Source organism: Streptomyces sp. NPDC054961, assembly GCF_053609145.1.
This window is the reverse complement of sequence record NZ_JBSGWY010000032.1, coordinates 67510-90412: the sequence shown is the minus strand read 5'-3', so window position 1 is coordinate 90412 and position 22903 is coordinate 67510. Positions and strand designations below refer to the sequence as shown.

The following is a 22903-nucleotide window of genomic DNA, read 5'->3' as shown; positions in this document are numbered from 1 at the left end:
CTTCTTCGCTTCGTCCAGGGCTACTACGCCGTGCGTCGGATCGGGCTGTCAGGCTTTTTTCACTCGCACGGTTTGGGTCGAACGGGTTTCAAGGGTCATCTCGTCCGCATCGGCGACCTTTGCCTTCAGTCGCACAGTACCTGCCGCCGCATCGACGACGTCCACCACCTTGGCGAGCAACTTCGCGGTGTCCGCGTTGCCCGAGCTGCTCGCGAGTTGTACTGCGCGGCCGAGCTTGGCCGTCGCTCCGCCGACATCACCCAGTTTGCGGGCTTCCAGCCCCTGCTGGATAGCCTGCGCGAGCTCCGCCTGTCCGGTGTAGTGGGCCACCTGGGCGTTGATGGCGGTCGACGCGGCGAGATCGTTCGTCCACACCGCGCGGACCAGGCCCTGGGCGAGGACGGCCGGCGCCCCACCGGGGGCCCCCGGCATGAGGAGCGTGGCACGGGCGGCCAGCATCTCCTGCCCGACGGCCGCGCCCGGGACCCGTACGCACACGTGGTACTCGCGGGACTCGTCGCCCCACGAACCCGTCGGATAGTCCCCGGCGCGCGGGCCCGCCTCGGTGCGGCGGTCGGTCAGGTCGTGGACGGCGGGCGAGACCTGCTTGACGTACTGGATCTCCACGCCCACCGGGGTCCACAGGCGCAGCGCGACATCCGCGACCTCCTTGCCCATGGCGTTCTCCATCATCTGCGTGAAGTCCGCGCTGAGACGGGCCGGATCGGCCACGATGTCGGCGGTGCCGAGCAGCGCGCTCGCGACGCCGGTGACCTCCTTGACCTCCCAGTCGGTCCCCACGCCGCGGGCGTCGCAGGTGAAACGGCCCGCGCAGGCGTCGAGGGTGGCGCGGAGCACGGCCGGCTCCTCGTGCTCGTTGCGGCCGTCGGTGAGCAGGATCCCGTGCCGGATCGTGGCGGTGGAGCGCCGCAGCAGTCCGTCGGCGAGGCGCAGCCAGGTGCCGATGGCGGTGCCGCCGCCGGAGGAGAGGCCGCGCAGGGCCTCCTTGGCCTGGGCGCGGGTGGTCGCGTCCGCGGTGGCGAGGAGGCCCTGGCCGGGATAGACCTCCTTGGCCACGTGCGTACCGGCGATCACGGCGAAGGCGGTGCCGTCGCGGAGGGTGTCGATGGCGGCGGCGGTGGCCTCGCGGGCACCGCGCATCTTCTCGGGCGGGTACTCCATGGAACCGGAGCAGTCGACCATGATCACGACGGCGGCGTCCTGCGTGGACGTCCGGGTGGCGGTGTGGCCGCCGGTGGAGGTCACCGTGACGATGGCGTGGACGTCGCGGCCGCCCTCGGGGAGGAACTCGTTCTGGTACACGTCCACGCTGAAGCGCGGGGCACTCGGCTTGGCGAAGTTCGCCATCGGTCGGAACTCCTCGGGGCTGGGATCAGGCCTGGCCCGGGGCGGAGCCCTCGGGTGCGGCGAAGGGGACGACGGCCACGGTGACGTTGTCGTGCCCGCCGCCGTCGAGCGCGTGCCCCACCAGGACCTGCGCACTGTGCAGGGGTCTGACGGCGGCGTCGGCGGGGAGCACCTGGGCGATGTCCCGCGCGGACTCGGCGTAGTTCCACAGGCCGTCGGTGCAGACCACGACGACGCCGTCGTGGTCGGGCTTGAAGGTGGCGGTGTGCGGTTCCAGGTCGTACGCGTCGGCCCCGAGCCAGCCGGTGATGGCGTGCGCGCGGACGTCGGCGTAGGCCTCGGCCTCGCCCATCAGGCCCGCCGCGACCATCTGGGCGGCCCAGGAGTCGTCCTCGGTGAGGCGGCGGGGGACCGCGGCGCGGTCGTCCGGGACCCAGTACGCGCGGCTGTCGCCCACCCAGCCGATGGTCAGCAGCCCGCCGCTGACGACGGCGCCGACCAGGGTGCAGGCGGGGGCGTTCTGGGCGCCGGGCACCTCGGGGGCGAGGCCGTTCACGGCGGCCGAGGCGGCCATGATCGCCTCGTGCATGGCCTCCTGGGGGTGCGCGCCGCGGGGGAGGGCTTCGAGCAGCGCCTCGTTGGCGGCGGCCGCGGCGGCGGCGGAGGCCTCGTCGGGGCGGCTGGCGGAGGAGACGCCGTCGCAGACGATGGCCACGGTGGCGGCCGAGCCGTCGGGCAGCGCGGTGGCCGCCACGGCGAAGGAGTCCTCGTTGCGGTGGTGGCGCAGCCCGCGGTCGCTGACGGCGGCGACGCTGCCGAGCTCCTCCTCGAGGTGGTCCCGCTCCCGGGGCTGGGCGTGCCCGCAGTGCTCGCAGTACCCGTCGGTGTCCACGCGCCCGGCGCGGCAGGCCACGCAGGTCTTCCCCGAGCCGGCGGGCGGTCCGCCGGCGGGCCCGGTCCCGTCGGGCGCCCCGCCGTACGGGGCCTCGCCGGCGGGGTACTGGCCCTGCGGCGCGGGGGTGTCGAAGCGGGTCCCGCCTCCGGCGGCCGGGCCCTGGGGCTCGGGGTTCGCGCGGGACGGGTCGCCTCCGGCGGCCGGTCCCTGGGGGTCGGCGTGCGCGTACGGCGGCTCGTGCCCGGCGGCGGGGCCCGGCGGCTGGGCCTGTCCGTACACGGACCCGGCTCCGCCGGCCGGGTGGTGCGGCTCCGATCCCGGGTAGGCCGCGCCCCGGGGGGCGGATCCGTACGGGGCGTGCGGGTCCGTGCCGTCGGCGGCGGCGGGGTGGGCCGGGCGGGCGGGGTCCGGGGAGGCCGTCGTGCCGGCCCAGCCCTCGTGGCCGGCGACCAGGGTGGGGGCGGCGGTGGACACGCTGCCCCAGCCGGGCGCGGCCTCGACGGCGTACCCGGGGGCGGTCCGCTCGCCGTAGGCGGTGGCGCCGGAGGGCCGGGACACCGGGCCCTCGCCGGGCTCCGGGGCCGCGCGCGGAGCCGGGGGCGCCGCCGGAGGCGGTACCGCGGCCCCGGCGGGAGCGGCCTGGGCCGCCGCCGGGCCGGGCGCGGCCGGGGCCGCGGAGCCGGTGGGGCCGGGAGGAGTCAGGGCGTGGCCGCAGAGCCCGCAGAAGCGGTCACCCTCCTCCAGGGGTTCCGCGCAGCTGGGGCAGCCCGACAGCCGATGCATCGACATCCATCACACCCACGTCCGGGGACGGAAACGGTTTGCCCGTTCCACCAGTTCGATCCGCTCCTCGCCCCGCTGCGCCAGCCGTGCCAGCACGCGGTACGAGCGCTCCAAGCCGAAGCGCAGCCCCCGCTCGTCCAGTTGGCAACCGAGCAGCGAGGTACGGCCGGGATCGGAACCCCGGCTACCCGACAGTACCCAGTCCAGCGCCGAGCCCAGAACTTCCGCCCTCAGCCGTTCGTGGCGCACCGAGTCCAGGCCGAACCTTCCCAGCGCCTCCACCTGCGCCGCGGCCGCCGCGAGGTCCGGCAGCAGCGCTTCCTGCGGGGACCGGTCGCGCAGGCGTGCCCGTACGGCCGCCACCCGCGCGGCGGTGTGGTGGATCGACACCTCGGGGACGGACTCCAGCGTGCGCACGGCTCCGTTCCGGTCTCCGGCGGCCAGCTGCACCCGGGCCAGGCCGAAGGCCGCGCCCACGAAACCGGGGTCCGTGGTCCACACCAGGCGGTAGTAGTCGGCGGCGTTGTCCAGCTGCCCGAGCACCTCCGCGCACAGCCCGAGGGCCAGCTTCGGTGCCGGTTCGCCGGGGAAGGCGTCGTAGACGGCGTCGAAGGACAGGGCCGCCGTCTCGTCCTCCCCGACGGCCAGCGAGGCGATGCCGCGGGCCCACACCACCCGCCAGTCGTCCGGATGCCGCTCTTCCAGCCGGAGCAGGGCGTCGGACACCAGGGCCGCGTCGGCGCCGCCCAGTTCGAGCCGGGCCCGGAGCTCCCGCAGCCGCAGCTCGGCGGATTCGGCGGGCGCCGAGCCCAGCGCGGCCAGCAGATCGGCGGGGGCGGAAGCCATCAGGCCCGCCAGGAAGCCCGCGTTGGGGTCGGCGGCGTCGACCAGCGGCACGGGCAGTGCCAGCGAGGCCTCGCGGGGGTCCAGCGTCGACCGTTCCGGCCGCCGCGGCAGGACCGCTCCGGCCGAAGGCGGCACCACGGCCGCCGGGGCCTGGCGCGGGGCCGGTACGGGCGGCCCGGCGGCCCGGTGCGTCGCGGTGGTCATGAGCCCGGCCGCTCCGTACCCGGTGGCCGGGCCCGCCGGGGGCGGCACCAGCGGGGCGGAATCCGGACCGGCGCCCCGGCCGGCCACGGTCGCGGGGGAGCCCGCCATGGAAGCGGAGCCGACGGAAGGCGAGACGACGGAAGCGGAGCCGATGGAAGCAGAGCCGACGGAAGCGGTCGCCGCGGGAGCGGAGGATCCCGATCCGCCCGCCCTCCCGCGTCGGGACCCCCGCCGCTTCACGGCCCGGCCGCCCAGCCGGGAAGCCTCCGCCCCCGACTCGTCGGTGAACAGCCGGTCGTCGGGGACCCGCAGCTCCGGCCCGAACAGGGTGGAGACCTGCGGCCTCGGACGGCCCGTCTGGAGCGCGACGACCTCCCGCAGCACCCCGGTCAGCTGGTCCGCCATCTCCTGCGCGGAGGCGAACCGCCGACCCGGATCCGGGTCGGTGGCCCGGACCAGCAACCGGTAGAAGGACTCGTACCGCCCGAACACCTCGATGTGCTGCGGGTCCGGCAGGGAGTCCACGAAGACGTTCGTGTAGCCCTGGAAGTCGAAGGTCAGGACGGCCAGCGTGCGCGCCACCGTGTACAGGTCGGAGGCGACCGACGGACCGGACTCCGCGACCTCCGGCGCCTGGTAGCCGACGGTGCCGTAGATGGCCGACTCCTCGTCGTCCATCCGCCGCACCGCGCCCATGTCGATCAGCTTCAGCTGGTCGGCCTGCTGGATGGCGTTGTCGACCTTGAAGTCGCAGTACAGGAGGTTCCTGCTGTGCAGGTGGCCGAGCGCCTCCAGCGCCTCGATGCCGTACGCGCAGGCCTGTTCGACCGGCAGCGGATCGCGTCGGCCGTCCGCCCGGCGCCGCTCGTTGGCGATCTCCTTGAGCGATTTGCCGCCCACGTACTCCATGACGATGTACCCGTCCAGGGAACCGGTCCGCTGGTCCAGGTGCTCCACGAAGTTGTAGATCCGCACGATGTTGGAGTGCTCGATCTCCGCGAGGAAGCGCCGCTCCGAGATCGCGGCCGCCATCGCGTCCTGGTCCCCGGTGTCCAGCAGGCCCTTGAGCACCACCCAGCGGTCCGAGACGGCCCGGTCCACCGCGAGGTAGACCCAGCCGAGGCCGCCGTGCGCGAGGCAGCCCGCCACCTCGTACTGACCGTGGACGAGATCGCCCCCGCGGAGCTTGGGCACGAAGGAGTACGGGTGCCCGCACTTGGTGCAGAAACCTTCCGTCCGTCCCGGCCGGTCACCGCGTGCCCGGCCCACCGGAGCACCGCAGTCGGAGCGCGAACAGAACCGCTTGCGCTCCGGCACCTCCGGATTCTCCAGCACCGCCCTCGAAGGATCCGGACGGGGCACCTCCGGCACGTTGACCAGCCCGGCCCCGAGCCGGCTGCGGCCCGAAGCCGAGGCGGCCGAGCCCGAGCTGCGCACCGACACCGACCGGGTGGACGCGGTACCGCCCGACACGGCGCGCGAGAGCCGGCCCGACACCGAGCGCCGGGAGGAGGACGAGCGCGAGGACCGGGAGGCCCGCGAGGACGAGGAGGCGGACCGTCCCGATCCGTGCGAGCCCTGCGACCCGTGGGACCCGTGCGAGTCCCCGTGGCGCGCCGCGCTCGTCATCGCCGTCGCCGCGGACACCAGTTCCGCGGCGCCCGCCGCGACGGAGCCGGCCGGCGCCAGCCCGCAGGTGCCGCAGTACAGCTCGCCGCCGCCCATGTCCTCGTACGAACCCGGACAGCCGGGGCGCACGCACGCCGTTCCGGTCAGACTCATGCGTCCCCCTCCCTCGGCCCCTCGGGCCACTCTCGAACCGACGGTTCCCGCGGTTCCCGCGGTTCCCGCTGCCGCTCGTCCGACGGCTCTGGCTGCTGTCGCTGCTGTGGCACCAGGGACTCGGCCGTCGCCTGCTGATAGCGCCACACCGCCTGCTCGGCGGCCCGCAGGTCACAGGGCGCGCTCCACAGCATCCGCCGGGCCGCGTCGTACCGCTCGATCAGCAGCGGATCCTCCGCCATCCCGTGCCGGGCGACCTTCGCCTTGTACGCGTCGAGCCGCCCGCGCAGCTCGGCCCGCACGGCCAGCGGGGCCGTCACCGCCGTCAACGATTCACGGGCCCGCAGCAGTTCCTCCTCCGCGCGCACCTCCAGCGACTCCAGCAAGGGGGACAGCCGGTGCCACTGGGACCGCCGCCGGTACTCGGCCGCCGCCGACAACTGCTCCTGCAGCGCCGTCGGCGGACCGCTCACCGCGGGCACCTCGGACGCCGCGATCTTCGCCAGCACCTCGGCGCGCGCCTTGCGGGCCTCGGCCAGGGTCCGGTCGGCGCGCGAGAGCACGTCCCGGAGACCGATCAGCCGCTGCTCGGAGTCCTGGCGGACGGTCAGGACCGCCTCGACCTCCCGGCGTACGTCCTCCAGCGCGAGCGCGGCCCGGTCGTAGCGCCCGGTGTCGGGGCGGCCGCCACCGGGCGCCGCACTTCCCGTCACCGGGACCCAGAACGCCAGCGGGTCCGCGATCACGCGTTCCCGCAGCTCCGCCAGTTCGGCGGTGATGGCCTCCAGGTCGTCCCCCGAGGGGTGTTCGCCCGGACGGACCCCGACGGAGTGGGCCAGCGAGCGCGTGCGGTGCAGTTCGGCGGAGAGCAGGTCGATCCGGGCGGGCAGCGCCGACCACACCGAGTCGGCGGCGACCACCACGTCCAGCGAGCTCGCGTACAGCTCGTTCATCCGGACCACGAGCTCGGCGAGCGAGAACCGCTCCGCCAGCGGGGCGCCCTCCACCCCGGCCCCGGAGATCATCACCCCGGGCCCGCGCAGCCGGTCGGTCAGCTCGACCAGGTCCTCCCGGCTGGGCCAGCGGCGCCGCTCCCGGACCTCGCGGGCCGCGGCCAGGGCCCCGCTGTAGGCGTCGAAGTACCGCCACAGCCGGGTGATGGCCGCGTCGGCCGCGGCCCACCGCTCCTTGGTGGTCCCGGTCAGCCCGGCACCCTCCAGCAGCCGCCGCCCGGCGTGGTCCTGGAGCGCGAGCAGGGAGGTCTCGACGGCCTCGTGCTCCGCGTCCAGCCGGGACAGCGCACGGTCCACACCGTCCCGGTCCATCACTGCCGATCCCGCTTCCACCGGCCCCGCCTCCGCCTTCGTTTCCGGTCCCCCGCCGTCGGGCTGCGCATCCGCCACCGGCATCAGTCCCGGTACTTGGGCGCGGGCGGGCCGCTCACGCCCGGCAGCACGGGCTGGAGGTGGGTCCGGTAGGCGGCCATCCAGGGGCTGGCGTCCCCGCCCGCGCGGTACTCCTCCAGCACCTTGTTGACCCGCCGCACCAGATCTCCGGCGTCCTTGTTCATGGCCACCCCGTAGAACTCCTTGGTGAACGGGGAGCCGACCAGCTGGATCGACGGGTCCTGCGCGGCCTGGCCGGCCGCGAGGGCGTTGTCGGTGATGATGCCGTCCACCTCGCCCAGCTGCAGCCGGACCAGGCAGTCCAGCTGGTTGGGCACGTTGACGGGAACGGAGCCGTACGACTGGGCCGCGAGTGCCGCCTCCGCCGTGGAGCCGGCCGCCGTGCAGACCTTCCGGCCCTTCAGCGAGGCGTCGTAGCCGGTGATGGCCGAGCCCTTGGGGGCCAGTACCTGCTGCCCGGCCTCGAAGTACGCCGTCGAGAAGGCGACGTCCTCCAGCCGCTTGCAGTTGATCGTCATCGTCCGCACGACGATGTCGACGGTGTTGTCCTTGAGCGCGGGGACGCGCTGGCTGGTGGGGATCGCCCGGTAGATGACCTTCTCGGAGTCGCCCAGGATGTCCTTCGCGATGGCCTTGACCAGGGCGATGTCGAAACCGTCGAGCTGGCCCGCCGGATTGCGGTAGCCCCATTTGAAGCTGTTCTGGTCCACGCCCGCCACCAGGTGACCCGCGCTCCGGATACGCTGGATGGCCGCCCCGTCCAGCCCGCCCGGACGCAGGCTGGCCTCCGGGTCCGCGCAGGTGTCGGCCGGGGCCTGGGGCGCCAGGGCCATCGTGGCCGGTTCCCGGACCACCGACGGGTGACCACTGCCCGGGGTCGCGTGGGCCAGCGGCAGCAGCACGGCCGCGGCCGTCAGCCCGCAGGCGACGGCCATCGCGCTGACCCCGCCCCAGCCGCGCAGCCGGCCCGTGAACCGCCGTACGCCGCGGACCTCGCGGCCTCCGTCGCCCTCGGGGCCGCCGGTGCCGGGCTCTTCGCGCCTCACACGTCTCCGCATCGTGCTCACCTGTACTCCGAAAGCCTGCGCCCGATGCCGAGCAGTGCCGCCGCCGCGCCGAGGACCACCAGGACCGCGGCGCCCGTCGCCAGACCGCCGAGCGCGCCGAGGGCGTCCCGGGCGGCTCCGGTGAACTCCCGCTGCTCGTGGGCCACGGCCCGTTCCAGCGAGGCGTCCACCGTGTCGAAGGCCGCCCCGCTGTACTCCTGGTGTTCCTTGTCCCCGATGACCTGGCCGACGGCGCCCTGGTAGTCGCCCGTCAGGTCCGTCTGCCGGGCCGCCGCGTGCAGTTCCTTCCACCGCTTCACGCCGTCCGCGGCGCGGGCGACGGGTGCCCGTCCGGCCTCGTCGTCGGCCAGCTTCGACGCGATCGCGAGGCCCGCGTCCAGGTCCTCCATGTCCTTGCCGAAGTCCACGTCGTACTTGTCGGACTTCTTGTCCTCGGCGAGCACGGCGCCCCGCGAGACCAGCGTCAGGTTCTCGCTGGCCCGCGCCTGGAGCGAGGCGATCCGCGCGTCGTTGAGCACCTTGAGGGACTCCTGCCCGTCCGTGCGGGCCTCGCTCAGTTCCGACCGGGCGACCGTGTGCCCCGCGGCCAGCCACAGCAGCACCACCAGCGAGGCGGCCGTCGCGGCGACGAGACCGTGGTTGAAGACGCGATGGGTCCGGCGGTAGTTGCGCCGCTGCGCCCACGCCAGGGCGCCGAGCGCGAGCAGGCCCGCGCCGAACGAGGCCAGCGGCAGCGCGCGGGCCTCGTCGTAGTCGGTGTAGAGCCGCGCGGTCTCGGCCTCGTAGAGCCGCTGCGCGGCGGGCAGCAGCTGGGTGCTCATCTGCTCGTTGGCGTAGCGGAGGTAGGCGCCGCCGAGCGGCAGGCCCTGCTTGTTCGTGGCCCGCGCCTGCTCGATCAGGCCGGTGTAGCGGGGCAGCTGTTCGCTCAGCAGGGTGATCTGCTTGCGGGAGTCCTCGTCGGCCCCGGTGTTCGCGGCCGCGCTGATCAGCAGCCGGGACGCGTTGCCTATGTCCTTCTCGTACCTCTGGCGGACCTCGCGGGGCTCGTCGGAGCCCGCGAGGAAGCCGCTGGAGGAGACGGTGTCGGCGTCCGCGAGGGAGCGGTAGAGGTTCGCCGCGTCGGCGCTCAGCGGCTGGCTGCGGCCCACCACGTCGTCGGCGGCGGCGACCCGGCCGGAGATCTCCCAGACGGCGACCGCACCGAACAGCAGGACCAGCACGGCCAGTACCGCGCCGATGATCCGCAGCCGGCCCGGCTCGGTCGTGGCGGCCGCGCGCAGCCGCTCCACGCCCTCGGCCCAGGCGGTGCTGCGCCCGGGCAGGCCGTCGGGCGGCGGCGCCGGCGGGCCGGAGGGCGCCGCGACGGCGCCGCCCGGCGCGGGCGCGCGTGATGTGATGGCCACCGTGACCTCCCCCTCGGTCCTTAGTGCTTCGCAGCAGTATGGCCTGAGTGACGGTCGACCACAGCACCCGGTGCTGGATCAGTCACGATCCGCCCCGGTCCGTCCCCCCGCCACCCCCGCCGGCGCCCCCGTCACCCCTTCACCGTGTCTACGCACCGGCGCCCGCCATGGTTCCGGTCCGGCCCCGCCCGGCCCGGAGTTCACCCGAAATGGGCACGGAGCTTCCCGTAGGCCTCGGGGGCCGCCCCGAGCGCGTCCAGGCCGAGCAGTCCGGCGCCCAGCACCGGCGGGGCCGTCACCACGGACACCCGGGCGTAGGGGGCCCGCTCGGCCAGCAGCGCCTCGATCCGCCCGTTGAGCTGCGGATGGCGGGCGGCCAGCACGCTGCCGCCCAGCAGCACGGGCGCCTCCTCGGCCAGCAGGCCGAGCCGCTCCAGCGCCACCGAGGCCAGCGCCACCACCTCGTCGGCCTGCCGCTCCACGAGCGCGGAGGCCACCGGGTCGCCGGCCGCGGCCACCGCGAACAGCACCGGCACCAGCTCGTGGACCCGGCCGGGGGCGATCGTGCCCAGGTGCACCGCCTCGATCAGCTCGTACATGGAGCCGAGCCCGAAGTGGCCCGCCAGTTCCCCCGCCAGCGCGGTCGGACCGCCGCGGCCGTCCTCGGCCCGCGCCGCCCACCACATGGACTCGAAGGCCAGCCCGCCGCCGCCGCCCCAGTCGCCGGAGATCTGTCCGAGCGCCGGGAACCGGGCCGTGCGCCCGTCGGGCAGCATGCCCACGCAGTTGATGCCGGCACCGCACACCACGGCGACCCCGCGCGGCCCCCCGGCCGCGTCCAGGCCGGCCCGCAGGATCGCGAAGGTGTCGTTGCGCACCTCGGTGGCCACGCCCCAGCCTCGCGCGCCGATGGCGTCCGCGAGCTGGCGCTCCTCCACCGGCAGGTCGGCGTTGGCCAGACAGGCCGCGACCTGGGCGGCGTACGGGGCTCCGGGCGCGAGCCGGGGCAGTCCGGCGGCCAGGGCCGCCTCGGCGACGGCCTGTCCCAGGACGTCCACCGCCACCTCGACCCCGACGCGCGGGGGCTGGAAGCCGCCCGCGTGCCCGGTGCCGAGGACCGTGCCGTCCGCGGCGATCAGCGCCACGTCCGTCTTGCTGTTCCCCGCGTCGACGGCGAGGACCGCCGCGGCCGGCGGCGGGGGAACGGGCCTGCTCACGCCCATGCCAGGTGCTCCTTGTTGTGCGCGAGGAGCCGGTCGGTCAGCCCTTCGGCGAGGTCGAACTGGCCGACCAGCGGGTGGGCCAGCAGTGCCTTGAACACCCGCTCGCGGCCGCCGCGCACGGCCGCGTCCAGCGCGAGGTCCTCGTACGCCGTCACGTGCGAGACCAGGCCGGCGTACAGCGGGTCCAGCCGGGGCACGGCCAGCGTCGTCGGTCCGGAGCGGTCCACCCGGGCCTGTACCTCGATGACCGCGTCGTCCGGCAGGAACGGCAGGGTCCCGTTGTTCAGTGTGTTGACCACCTGGACGGCGCTGCCGCCGTCGCCCAGCAGCGCGGCGGCCAGGTCCACGGCGGCCTCCGAGTAGAAGGCGCCGCCCCGCTCGGCCAGCAGTTCCGGCTTCTCGTCCAGCGCGGGGTCCCCGTACAGGCCGAGCAGTTCCTTCTCCATCGCGGCGACCTCGGCGGCCCGCGAGGGCTTGGTGCCGAGCTCCCGGACCACCTCGTCGTGCGCGTAGAAGTAGCGCAGGTAGTACGAGGGGACCACGCCGAGCCGGTCCAGCACCGCGCGCGGAAGGCGCAGGTCCGCGGCGATGGACTCGCCGTGCGCGGCCAGCAGCTGCGGCAGCAGGTTCTCGCCCTCCGGGCCGCCCTTGCGGACGCCCAGCTCCCAGGTGAGGTGGTTGAGGCCCACGTGGTCGAGGTGGATGTCGCCGGGCGTCAGGTCCAGCATCTCCGCGAACCGCCGCTGGAAGCCGATGGCCACGTTGCACAGCCCGACCGCCTTGTGCCCGGCCTGGAGCAGGGCGCGGGTGACGATCCCGACGGGGTTGGTGAAGTCGATGATCCAGGCGTCCGGGTTGCTGCGCCGGACCCGCTCCGCGATGTCGAGGACCACGGGGACCGTGCGCAGGGCCTTGGCGAGGCCGCCCGCACCGGTGGTCTCCTGCCCGACGCAGCCGCACTCCAGCGGCCAGGTCTCGTCCTTCAGGCGGGCGGCCTGGCCTCCGATGCGCAGCTGGAGGAGGACCGCGTCGGCATCGGCGACCCCCGCGTCGAGGTCGGAGGTGGTGGTGATCAGGCCCGGGTGCCCCTGCTTGGCGAAGATCCGCCGGGCCAGGCCGCCGATCAGCTCCAGGCGCTCGGCGGCCGGGTCGATCAGCACCAGCTCGCTGACGGGCAGGGTGTCGCGCAGTCGTGCGAACCCGTCGATCAGCTCGGGGGTGTAGGTCGAACCGCCGCCCACTACTGCGAGTTTCATCGTCACTAGCCTTTCACTCCGGTCAGGGTGACGCCTTCGACGAACGCCTTCTGGGCGAAGAAGAAGAGGACGATCACCGGGGCCATGACCAGCACGGTGGCCGCCATGGTCAGGTTCCAGTTGGTGTGGTGGGCGCTCTTGAAGGACTCCAGTCCGTAACTGAGGGTCCAGGCGGCCGGGTTGTCGGACGCGTAGATCTGCGGGCCGAAGTAGTCGTTCCAGGCGGAGAAGAACTGGAACAGTGCGACGGCCGCGATCCCCGGCTTCGCCATCGGCAGCACGACGCGCAGCAGCGTGCGGAGCTCGCCGCAGCCGTCGACCTTGGCCGCGTCCAGGTACTCGTCGGGGATGGTCAGCAGGAACTGGCGCAGCAGGAAGATGGAGAAGGCGTCGCCGAAGGCCATCGGGATGATCAGCGGCCACAGCGTGCCGGACAGGTCCAGCTGCTTCGCCCAGAAGAGGTACATCGGGATGACGACGACCTGGGGCGGGAGCATCATCATGGCGATGACCAGCAGCAGCGACAGCCGCCTGCCGCGGAAGCGGAACTTGGCGAGCGCGTAGGCGACGGGCACCGAGGAGACCACGGTCAAGGCGGTGCCGAGGCCCGCGTACAGCAGGGTGTTGCGCCACCAGGTCAGGAATCCGGGGGTGTTCCACACGGTCGCGTAGTTGTCCCAGTCCCAGCTGCGCGGCCACAGGTCGCGGGTCAGGGCCTGCTGGTCGCTCATCACCGAGGTCAGGAAGAGGAAGACGAACGGCAGGACGAAGAAGAGAGCCGCCGCGACGGCGAGGGAGTGCACGGCCACCCAGTGCAGGGCGGCCCGGCGGCGCGCGGTGCGCACCGCCCGCGCGGAATCCGCAGGACCGGAGGCCGCGGGACGGCTGGGCCGTTGCGTGCGGCTGATGGTTGTCTGGCTCATGATCCTCAGTCCCCTGCCTCGATCAGCCCGCCGCGCCGCCGCATCAGCAGCGCGGTGAAGGCCATGGAGAGGGCGAACAGCACCAGGGCGACCACGCACGCGGTGCCGTAGTCGAAGCGCTGGAAGCCGATGTTGTAGATGACCTGGGGCAGCGTCAGCGTGGACTTGTCGGGATATCCGGGCTCGAACTGCTGCCCGGAGCCGCCGATCACACCGGAGGCCACCTTCCCCGCCACGAAGGGCTGCGTGTAGTACTGCATGGCCTGGATGACGCCGGTCACCACGGCGAACAGGATGATCGGCGAGATGTTCGGCAGCGTGATGTGCCGGAACCTCTGGAGCGCCCCGGCCCCGTCCAGCTCCGCGGCCTCGTACTGCTCGCGCGGTACGTCGAGCAGCGCGGCCATGAAGATGACCATCAGGTCGCCGATCCCCCACACCGCCAGTGCGGTCAGCGCGGGCTTGGACCAGTCCGCGTCGGTGAACCAGCCGGGCGTGCCCAGCCCGACCGAGTCCAGCAGGACGTTGACCGGGCCGGTGCCGGGGTTGAGGAGGAAGACGAAGGCCAGCGTCGCGGCCACGGGCGGGGCCAGGTAGGGCAGGTAGAACAGGGTGCGGAAGACGCCCGTACCCAGCTTGATCTTGGTGATGAGCAGGCCGATGCCCAGGCCGAAGGCGACGCGGCAGGCCACCATCACCACGACCAGCCACAGGGTGTTGCGCATGGCCGGCCAGAACATGGGGGAGTCGGTGAAGACGTACGTCCAGTTCTCCAGGCCGTTGAAGACGGGCGGGCGGAAGCCGTCGTACTTGGTGAAGGAGAAGTAGACGGTGGACAGGAGCGGGTAGGCGAAGAAGACGCTGAACCCGATCAGCCAGGGCGACATGAAGGCTGCCGTCCGGAGCGCCGACCTGCGGCGCTTCGAACGCAGTTCCGGGGATACGGCGGTGCCGTTCGCGGTCATCGGGTGCTACTTCGCCTTCGCGATGTCCGTGTCGATCTGCTGGTCGGTCTTGGCGAGACCGGCCTGGATGTCCGTGACGTCGCCCTTCTCGACCGAGTACGCGAAGTCCGTGAAGGTCAGCTGGTACGTGCCGCCGTCGACCTGGGCCGGCGTGGTGTTCGACTTCGGGTGTTTGGCGATGTCGATGAACGTCTTGAACTCCGGGCTCACCTTGAGCCTGGGGGAGTCCAGGGCCGCCAGCGTGGAGGGCAGGTTGTGGATGTCGTTGGCGAAGTCCACGACCGCGTCCGTGTCGGTGGTCATGAACTTCGCCAGCTCCCAGGCGGCGTCCTGCTTCTTGCTGCCCGCGGCGATGCCCATGATCGTGCCGGCGAGGTAGCCCTTGCCGTAGTCGGCGATCTGGTCGTCCGGGACGGGCAGCGGCGCGGTCGCGATCTCGAACTTGGCCCCGGCTTCCTTCGCCATGGCCGCCCGCCACTCGCCGTCGATCTGCATGGCCACCAGGCCCTTGTGGAAGGGGTGCTCCGCGCTCCACTCGTCGCCGAAGGTGTTGCGGAACTTCTCCAGCTTCTCGTAGCCGCCGAGCTTGGCGACCAGGTCCTTCTGCGCGGTCAGCATCTTGGCGAAGGCGGGGTCCTTGGCCAGGTTCGACTTGCCGTCGGCGCTGAAGTAGGCCGGGCTCCACTGGGCGGCGAGGCGCTGCGGGGCGGTCTCGTAGCCGTGGTAGGTGGGCATGATGCCGAGCTGCTCGTACGAATCGCCCTTGGCCACCGTCAGCTGCTGCGCGACGGCCTCGAACTGGCTCCAGGTCTTGGGCGCCTCGGTGATCCCGGCGGCGTCGAAGACGGTCTTGTTGTAGACGAGTCCGTACGCGTCGTTGAGCAGCGGCAGCGTGCACTGGTTGCCGTTGAACTGGGTGTACTCCAGCAGGGTCTTGGGGAAGACCTTGGTCTTGTCGATCCCGGACTTCTTCAGGAAGGGGTTCAGATCGGCGAAGGCGCCCGTGTTGCAGAAGTTGCCGACGCTGTCGGTGGTGAAGGAGGCGACCAGGTCGGGGGCCTTGGCACCGCCCGCGCGCAGCGCCTGGTTGACCTTGGCGTCCGTCATGTCGCCCGTGAGGTTCACCTTGATGTGCGGGTGCGTCTTCTGGAACCGGGCGATGCTGTCCTCGATGGCCTTGACCTCACTGGGGGCCGACCAGCCGTGCCAGAAGTTGAGGGTGACGTCCTTGTTCGGGTCGTCGGAGGCCGTGTTGGACGCGGAGCCCGTACACGCGGTGGCGAGTACGGATATCGCGGCGACGGCGGTGGCGGCGGCGGTCAGGCGGCGGAATCTGGGCATGACGGAGTCACTCTCTGCGCGGGGGGACTTCCTGGAGGGGTGGTGCGGGAGAACGAACGGTCCTGTGGGGCCTGGGGAGGTGCGGGTGGTGCGGTTCCGTGTGGTTCAGCGGCGCGACGTGTCGAAGACCTCGTCGCGGGTGGCGGCGAGGGCACTCTCCAGCGCCCCGCGCAGCACGGGCCGTTCCCGCACCTCGCCGGACACCAGCAGGGGCCGGGACGGGGCGAGGTCGGCGAGCTCGGCCTCGATGAGCTCGCGCAGCGGTTCTCCGCCCGCGATGGTAAGGGCCCCGGAGAGGACGACGACCTCCGGGTCCAGTACGGCGACCAGCGAGGCGAGACCGGTGGCGAGCGCGGTCGCGTACTCCCGCAGGAGCAGCAGGTTGGCCCCCTCGGGTGCGGCGGCCGCCTGGGCCAGCAGCGCGGCGGCCGTCTCGACCATCGCCCCGGCCTCGGCTCCGTACACGGCCCCGTGGACCGACCCGGAGGCCGCGGCCGGCGGTGCCTCGATGCCGAGGCGCGCCGCCATGGCCGGCAGCACCTGTACGCCGGCCAGCTCCTGGTAGCCGCCGGAGTTGACCCGGGTGACCTGGCGGACCAGGGGGTGCCCCGGGACCGGCATGAAGCCGACCTCGCCGGCGCCGCCGGTCCAGCCGCGGTGCAGCCGGCCGCCGAGGACGAGGGCGGCGCCGAGGCCCTCCTCGTTCCACAGCAGGACGAAGTCCTCGTGGCCGCGGGCGGCGCCCAGGCGCTGTTCGGCGACGGCGGCGAGGTTCACGTCGTTCTCGTACTCGACCGGCATGGGCAGGGCGGCCGCCAGCTCGTCGAGGAGCGTGGGGGACTGCCAGCCCGCGAGGTGGTCGGCGTAGCGCAGCACCCCGGTGCGGGGGTCGAAGGAGCCGGGGGTCGCGATGACCACCCGGTGGATGTCGGCGAGGTACAGCCCGGAGTCCTTGACGGCCTCGTCCAGGGCGCGGGTGACCTGCTCGACCGGGCCGGTGCCCTCGGCGTACGGGAGTTCGTGGCTGCCGATCACCTCGCCGGTGAGGTCGGCGACGGAGGCGAGGATCCGGCCGGGGGTGATGTCCAGTCCGGCGACGTGGGCGGCCCGCGCGTTGACCGCGTAGAGCTGGGCGTTGGGGCCGGGGCGGCCGGCGTCGGTTCCGGTGGCGACGACCAGGCCGGCGGCCTCCAGCCGGGCCAGCAGCTGGGAGGCGGTGGGCTTGGAGAGGCCGGTGAGGTGCCCGATCCGGGTCCGCGACAGCGGACCGTGCGTCAGCAGGAGCTCGAGGGCGGCCCGGTCGTTCAGGGCGCGCAACAGGCTGGGCGTACCGGGGGTGGCGGCGGGCATGGGGTGTTTTCTCCCTCACCGAGGTGAACTGTTAGGTAAGTTTCCTATTGGTGCGGGAGCCCTGTCAATGGCACTGACCGTTCCGTACTCCGGTCGCTCCACGGCATCCGACACGATCACGATGCCGTCACGACGCGATCCGGTCGGCACGCGGCCCCCGCGCGGGACACGCCGCTGCCCCCGCGGGTGAGACCTGCGGGGGCAGCGGGCACGGAGGGGAAGGGGAGAAGAAGAGGAAGGGCCGGGCGCTACTTGGTGATCCGGGGGCCCGATCCGCCGACGGCCGGCTGCGGGATCGGCGCGGTCGCCATGGACTGCGGCGAGGCCGGGTTGGCCAGCGCCGACGGCGCGGCGACGGCCGCGGCCGGATCCGCCGGGGCCTCGTCCTCGGCGGCGGCCGCCAGGCCGCCGACGATCCCGATGCCCGCGGTGTCGAAGGCGTCCTTGATCCGCCAGCGCAGCTCCCGCTCCACGGCGAACTGCTGGCCCGGCATCGTCTTCGCCGACACCTTCACCGTCATCGAGGCCAGCAGCACCTCGTCCAGGCCCAGCACCTCCACCGGACCCCACAGCCGCTCGTCCCACGGGGACTCCTTGGCCATGGACTCGGCGATGCCCTGGATCACCTCGCGTATGCGGCCCAGGCTCTCGGTGGGCTTGACCTGCACGGCCACCCCGGCCGTGGCCCAGCCCTGGCTGAGGTTGCCGATCCGCTTGATCTCGCCGTTGCGGACGTACCAGATCTCGCCGTTGTCGCCACGGAGCTTGGTGACGCGCAGGCCCACCTCGACGACCTCGCCCGAGGCCACGCCGGCGTCGATCTTGTCCCCGACGCCGTACTGGTCCTCGAGGATCATGAACACGCCGGAGAGGAAGTCCGTGACGAGGTTCCGGGCACCGAAACCGATCGCCACACCCGCCACACCGGCACTGGCGAGCAGCGGGCCCAGATTGATGTCGAGCGCGCCGAGCACCATCAGGCCGGCTGTGCCGAGGATCAGGAACGAGGCCACCGAGCGCAGGACGGACCCGATCGCCTCCGACCGCTGACGGCGCCGCTCCGCATTGACCAGCAGTCCGCCCAGGGCGGTTCCCTCGACCGCCTCCGCGCCGCGGTTCATCCGGGTGATCAGCTTGGTCAGCGACTTCCTGACCACCGAACGCAGGGCGAAGGCGATGACCACGATGAGGAGGATCCGCAGGCCCAGGTACAACCATCCGGCCCAGTTCTCCTCGATGAAACTGGCGGCGTTGGTGACGCTCTCGTGGGTGTCTCTGATCGTCTGGGACGCGTCCGGGTCGTCGGCTGCGAGAGGGAGCAGGGCAACAGGCCTGGGCACGGCGGGAACCTCCAGATGTGGCGTCCTGCCCCCGGAAGGGGTGTGGGGGCAGACCAACCACACTAACGGGACACTCGACCGAGCTTGTTGCCGTGTTCGAGGGAGAGACCAGACTCACGCGGGGAGGAAGCGGGTGTGGTCGAAAACACCTCGGACCCGTTACGGGCGCGTGGTGGCGCTTCGACCAGCCGTAAGGGGAGACTGGAAAGCAGATCGTCCCGGCGCGAGCCACGCGCCGCCGACGTACAAGGAGGCAGTCCGTGCCGCACGTCCTGGTCCTCAACGCGTCGTACGAGCCTCTCGGCGTCGTACCGCTCCGCCGCGCGCTCGTCCTCGTCCTGGAGAACAAAGCGGTCTCCCTGGAAGAATCCGGCGCCTTTCTGCACAGCGCGACAAGGGCCGTCCCCGCTCCCAGCGTGGTACGGCTCAAGCGCTTCGTGCGGGTCCCCTACCGGGGGCCCGTACCGCTCACCCGGCGCGCGCTGTTCGCGCGGGACGGCGGTCGCTGCATGTACTGCGGGGCCGTCGCGACCAGCGTCGACCACGTCGTCCCGCGCAGCCGGGGCGGCCAGCACGCGTGGGACAACGTCGTCGCCGCCTGCCGCCGCTGCAACCACGTCAAGGCTGACCGGCACTTGGTGGACCTCGGCTGGCGGCTGCGGCACCAGCCGGCCCCGCCGTCGGGGCTGGCCTGGCGCATCATCGGGACGGGGCATCGGGATCCGCGCTGGATGCCCTATCTGGAGCCGTTCGGTGCGGAGGACGCGCTGGAGCGCATCGGAGTCTCGGTGGCCTCCTAGAGGCCGTCTCTTTCGGTGCCGGGGGGCGGGGTGCGCGTCAGGGGGACACCGCGAAGGCCTCGGCGGAGAGCAGGCTGCAGCCGAAGCGGGTGGCGCGGGACACGCAGGTGACGCGGAGGAACCTCGTGTCCGGCGCCGCGGCGGGGAGGTGGACCGTGTCGACACCGCCGGTGGAGGAGACGGTCGTCGACTCCCGCCAGGTGGTTCCGTCCGGGGAGGTCTCCACCCGGAACAGGGACGGGTACGCCTCCTGCCAGTGCAGCCGCAGCAGGCCGACGGGGGCCGGGGCCGGGAGCTCGGCCTGCCACCAGGCCCCGTCGGCCGCCGGGGACGACCAGCGGGTGGCGGGGGAGTCGTCCAGGGCGCCCGAGGCCGGGAACTGAGGGGTCTCGTCCGCGGACGAGGTGGCGCGGGCGCCGCGCAGCAGGTTCGGGCCCCCCGTCCGCGGGAAGGCGCGGACCTTCAGCGTGCGGGTCTGCGCGCCGAAGGCCACCGGGACCTCGTAGGTGCCCGGCGCCGTGCCGGCCGCCACCGCGACCTCCACGGGGACGGTGACCTTCGTACCGCGCGGGGCCACCGCGCTCGCGGGGAGGCGGACCTCGACGCCCGGCGGCGCGGCCGCCGACAGGGCCCCGCGGACCTCGCCGGGCCGCAGCGCCGACAGCTCCGCCGGGACCCGCTGCGCGGCCCCGCCGATCTCCACGTCGACGGTGTCCGCCAGCTCGAAGCGGGCCTCGGGGCCGTCCGCCGTCCACGGGACCACGCCGTGGACGGCCGGAGCCCGGCCCGACCAGATGAGCCGGACCGCGTCGGCCCGCAGGCCGCCGAGGTCCGCCTGGGTCCAGCCCGACGCCGCCGCTTCCGCGATCTTGCGCCAGCCCTCGCCCGGTACGTGCGCCTCGACCGCCGCGCCCCCGCTCCCGGGCGGCAGCGGGTCGGTCATGACGGTCACCGTCGACACCGGGCGGACCGCCGGCAGCTGGACCGTCCAGGAGTCCGCCGCCTTGGAGACCGTGCCCGCCGGCTCCCGGGCCGCGCCGGTCCACGCGTCGGCCTCGGCCGCCGCCCGGACGAGGAAGGGATCCAGCACCGCCTTGTCCACCCGGTGGGCGTCCGCCTCGGGCGCCAGCGCCTCGCGCGCGGCGGACAGGGCCCGCGAGGACTGCCAGGCCGCCGCCCCGTCCCCGCGCGCCTGCGCCTGGAGGACGTCGAGCGCCAGCTCACCGGCGGCTCCGTAGCGCGCGAGCCGCGACAGCCAGGGTCCCGCCTCCTCGGCGAGGCCCGGCAGCCGCTCGGGGGCCTCGCGCAGCACCCGGAACGCGGCCCGCAGCCGGTCGCCCGCCGCCGGGTCGCCGGCCGCCCGCGCCCGCCAGAACTCCTCGGCCAGCGGGGCCAGGTACGCCGATTCCGGCTGCGCGAGCCCGGAGGAGGCGTTGTTCCCCGCCAGCGCGGCCAAGGCCTCCCGGGCCTTCGGGTCCGGTCCCGCGAGCTCGGCGACGGCCGCCGCCCACGAGTCGGCGGCCCGGTAGCCGCGCGGGTTCCACGCGAAGTCCGCCACCGTGAACAGCGGGATGCGCGACAGCGTGCCCTGCGCCATCGCGTTGGCCAGGACGCCCGCCGACCCGCCCGCCACCGCCGGGTCCCGTCCCGCGTACGGGCCGAGGAAGATCCGGCCCGGATCCGAGTCGTTCACCGGGTAGTTGTCCATGGTGACCAGCGGGTGGCCGAACACGGAGCGCGCCCCGGCCGTCTCGCGCCCGGTGATCGTGCGCGGCAGCACGCCGACGCCCGTCCACGCGACCTCGACCCCGCTGTCCAGCGCCCCCGCCAGTGCGGTCCGGTAGGCCGTCGCGCCCTCCTGGTAGTACTCCGTCGGCAGCAGCGACAGCGCGGGCGCGCCGGGATACCGCCCGGCCAGGTGCGCGGCCAGCTCGCCCGCGACCTCGGCGTGCGCCTTCGCGGCCGCGGCCGGGCCCTTGCCGTAGTGCTCCCGGTCGGCCCGGCAGCCCCACTCCGTGTAGCTGACGTCCTGGAACTGCACTTGGAACGCCCTGAATCCGAGGTCCCACATGGCGTCCAGCTTGCGCGCGAGCGCCGCCCGGTCAGCCGCCCGGGAGAGGCACATCGACTGGCCCGGCGCCACCGCCCAGGCCAGGACGACCTTGTTGGCGCGCGCCCGCTCGGCCAGCGTCCGCAGTTCCGCGGCCTGTTCGGCCGGGTAGTCCCGGCGCCAGTCCGTGGTCCGGTACGGGTCGTCGCCGGGGGCGAGCAGGAGCCGGTTCTGCTTGGTGCGCCCCATGAAGTCGACCTGCGCGAGCCGCTGCTGGGCCGTCCACGGAGTCCCGTAGAAGCCCTCGGTGATGCCGCGTACGGATGCGGACGGCCAGTCCCGCACCCGCACCCCGGGAACCTTTCCGGAGCCCGGGACGATCAGCTGACGCAGCGTCTGCGCGGCGTGGAACAGCCCGTCCTCGCCCACCCCGGCCAGGGCGACCGTGTCGCGGCCCCCGGCCCGGCCCACCGCCAGCCGGTACCCGCCGGCCGGCAGGTCATCGGCGCCGGTGGCTCCCAGCTCGCGCAACGCCGCCTCGGCGCCGGGGCCCTGGATCCGCACGACGGGGATCCGCTCGGGCATCGGCTGCCCCTCGGCCCGCTCGTGCAGGGTCCGTACGCCGGCCCCGCGCAGGGCCTCGCGGACCACCTGGGCGGCGTACGGGTCCGCGTCGGCCGACAGGACCAGCACGGCCTCGGAGCCCAGCGCCACGTCGCGCGCCGGGTCGGCGGCCATCGACTGCGGCCGCGGCCATACGGCGGGCTCCGCGCCGGCGGTGCGGGCCGGCTCGGCGCCCGGACCGGCCGCCGGCACGGCCCCCGCGGCGGGCGGGGCCGCGGGTACGGGCGAGGGCGGGGGCGCCGGGTCGAGGGCGGGGCCGAGTCCGGGAGCGGGCGCCGAGGGGGACGCGGGCGCCGCGAAGGCGCCGGGCGGACCCACGGCCACCGACCCGCCCAGCAGCGTCCCGATGACGGCGACGGCCGCGGCCGTGGCCCGTTTGCTGCCCCTGAGCTGCACGGAGCCTCCCCGTCCCGAGTCGTCCCCCGCTCGTACGAACGAGGCCGAGCCCACCATCCGTACGGCCGGAGTGTCAACGCCCGAGGGTGATCTGACCGGGATGTGCCGGGAATGCGATGCACCCGATTGGGTATGGCTGCCATGTCCTCGAGCGGTGTTCCATGGTTCTGACCGATCCTCACGCACAAAGGAGTGCCTGCCCGTGAACACCGTCGACGCCTGCATACCCCGTCCGCCGCTCGCCCACCTGCCCGCGCAGGGCGGGCCCGCCGAAGGGCCCCTGACGAGTGAACCCCCGCTCGCCGACTCCGCACACGCGCCGCTGACCAGCGAGCCCCCGCTCACCGACGAGGCCCCGCTGACCAGCGAACCGACCACCTCCGCTGCGGCCGCCGCCGCGGGTGACTAGAGAAGGATCCTGATGGACGACCTCGCCCGGCTCGCGGCCCTGTACGGCGTCGCCACCACCTACCAGCCGGCCGAGGACGTCACCGTCCGGGTCCCGGAGTCCACCGTGGCCGCCGTGGCGCGGCGACTGGGGGCGGACGCGGACACCCCCGGGTCGCTGCGCGCGCACCTGGCCGAGGCCGAACACGAGCTGTCGTACCGGCTGTTGCCGCAGGTGCTGGTGTGGTGGGCCGGTTCGAAGCCGCCCGCGGAACTGGGCGTCCTGCCGCCCGGGACCCTGCTCCGGCTGGAGCCGGAGCAGGGCGGACCCGCGGGGGGCGAGGCGGCGGGAGAGGTCGCGGAGGTCTGGCCGGAGGGGGCGGGGGAACCGCCGCGGGGGGGGCCCCGGGGGCACCCCCCCGCCCCCCCCCGCCCCCCCCCCCCCCCCCCCCCGAACGAGGCCGCCCACCCCGGCCCCGCCGCGCCCGCCCGCG

General features: G+C 73.9%; 16 protein-coding genes and 1 pseudogene. 3 read left to right on the top strand and 14 right to left on the bottom strand.

Annotated features, from left to right (window positions below):
• Positions 1-48: 48 nt before the first annotated feature.
• The 13 genes from ACWF9Z_RS26040 to ACWF9Z_RS25980 all read right to left on the bottom strand — a co-directional run bounded on the left by ACWF9Z_RS26040 (position 49) and on the right by ACWF9Z_RS25980 (position 18152).
• The gene (locus tag ACWF9Z_RS26040) at positions 49-1368 is read right to left on the bottom strand and encodes a vWA domain-containing protein (RefSeq protein ID WP_453605695.1); all 1320 of its coding nucleotides are present in this window, start codon (positions 1366-1368) and stop codon (positions 49-51) included.
• A gap of 25 nt (positions 1369-1393) precedes the next feature.
• The gene (locus ACWF9Z_RS26035; RefSeq protein WP_453605693.1) at positions 1394-3052 is read right to left on the bottom strand and encodes a protein phosphatase 2C domain-containing protein; all 1659 of its coding nucleotides are present in this window, start codon (positions 3050-3052) and stop codon (positions 1394-1396) included.
• 3 nt (positions 3053-3055) lie between these two features.
• Positions 3056-5878 carry a tetratricopeptide repeat protein gene (locus ACWF9Z_RS26030; protein WP_453605691.1) on the bottom strand — a complete coding sequence of 941 codons (2823 nt, stop codon included), beginning with the start codon at positions 5876-5878 and terminating at the stop codon, positions 3056-3058.
• The gene (locus ACWF9Z_RS26025; protein WP_453605690.1) at positions 5875-7203 is read right to left on the bottom strand and encodes a hypothetical protein; all 1329 of its coding nucleotides are present in this window, start codon (positions 7201-7203) and stop codon (positions 5875-5877) included. Before ACWF9Z_RS26025 ends, ACWF9Z_RS26030 begins: the two co-directional genes overlap by 4 nt.
• An 83-nt stretch (positions 7204-7286) precedes the next feature.
• Entirely contained in the window at positions 7287-8219 is a 933-nt protein-coding gene (locus ACWF9Z_RS26020) for a glutamate ABC transporter substrate-binding protein (RefSeq protein ID WP_453605712.1), read from the bottom strand.
• 128 nt (positions 8220-8347) lie between these two features.
• Positions 8348-9754: a hypothetical protein gene (locus tag ACWF9Z_RS26015; RefSeq protein ID WP_453605689.1), complete on the bottom strand. Its 1407-nt coding sequence runs from the start codon at positions 9752-9754 to the stop codon at positions 8348-8350.
• 200 nt (positions 9755-9954) lie between these two features.
• A complete protein-coding gene (locus ACWF9Z_RS26010; RefSeq protein ID WP_453605687.1) occupies positions 9955-10977 on the bottom strand; it encodes an N-acetylglucosamine kinase in 1023 nt (340 codons plus the stop codon).
• The gene (locus ACWF9Z_RS26005; protein WP_453605685.1) at positions 10968-12233 is read right to left on the bottom strand and encodes a 6-phospho-beta-glucosidase; all 1266 of its coding nucleotides are present in this window, start codon (positions 12231-12233) and stop codon (positions 10968-10970) included. Before ACWF9Z_RS26005 ends, ACWF9Z_RS26010 begins: the two co-directional genes overlap by 10 nt.
• A gap of 5 nt (positions 12234-12238) precedes the next feature.
• The gene (locus tag ACWF9Z_RS26000) at positions 12239-13156 is read right to left on the bottom strand and encodes a carbohydrate ABC transporter permease (protein ID WP_453605683.1); all 918 of its coding nucleotides are present in this window, start codon (positions 13154-13156) and stop codon (positions 12239-12241) included.
• Positions 13157-13161: 5 nt separating this feature from the next.
• On the bottom strand, positions 13162-14121 hold the full coding sequence (locus ACWF9Z_RS25995) for a carbohydrate ABC transporter permease (protein ID WP_453605681.1): 960 nt from the start codon (positions 14119-14121) through the stop codon (positions 13162-13164).
• A 6-nt stretch (positions 14122-14127) separates the two neighbouring features.
• On the bottom strand, positions 14128-15462 hold the full coding sequence (locus ACWF9Z_RS25990; protein WP_453605679.1) for an ABC transporter substrate-binding protein: 1335 nt from the start codon (positions 15460-15462) through the stop codon (positions 14128-14130).
• A gap of 105 nt (positions 15463-15567) precedes the next feature.
• Positions 15568-16812, bottom strand: coding sequence for an ROK family transcriptional regulator (locus ACWF9Z_RS25985; RefSeq protein WP_453605678.1), 1245 nt, complete (start codon positions 16810-16812; stop codon positions 15568-15570).
• A 248-nt stretch (positions 16813-17060) separates the two neighbouring features.
• Positions 17061-18152 (bottom strand): mechanosensitive ion channel family protein, encoded by a 1092-nt coding sequence (locus ACWF9Z_RS25980; protein ID WP_453605677.1) that lies wholly within the window; start codon positions 18150-18152, stop codon positions 17061-17063.
• A gap of 260 nt (positions 18153-18412) precedes the next feature.
• Here ACWF9Z_RS25980 and ACWF9Z_RS25975 point away from each other — a divergent pair, with 260 nt between their 5' ends.
• On the top strand, positions 18413-18952 hold the full coding sequence (locus ACWF9Z_RS25975; protein ID WP_356661592.1) for an HNH endonuclease: 540 nt from the start codon (positions 18413-18415) through the stop codon (positions 18950-18952).
• Positions 18953-18989: 37 nt separating this feature from the next.
• Here the strand turns inward: ACWF9Z_RS25975 and ACWF9Z_RS25970 are convergent, their stop codons facing one another.
• Positions 18990-22022 (bottom strand): beta-N-acetylglucosaminidase domain-containing protein, encoded by a 3033-nt coding sequence (locus ACWF9Z_RS25970; RefSeq protein WP_453605674.1) that lies wholly within the window; start codon positions 22020-22022, stop codon positions 18990-18992.
• A 202-nt stretch (positions 22023-22224) separates the two neighbouring features.
• Between ACWF9Z_RS25970 and ACWF9Z_RS25965 the strand changes: the two genes are divergently transcribed.
• On the top strand, positions 22225-22431 hold the full coding sequence (locus ACWF9Z_RS25965; protein WP_449482128.1) for a hypothetical protein: 207 nt from the start codon (positions 22225-22227) through the stop codon (positions 22429-22431).
• Positions 22432-22443: 12 nt separating this feature from the next.
• Positions 22444-22903: pseudogene (locus tag ACWF9Z_RS25960) on the top strand (4-alpha-glucanotransferase); the annotation flags it as partial.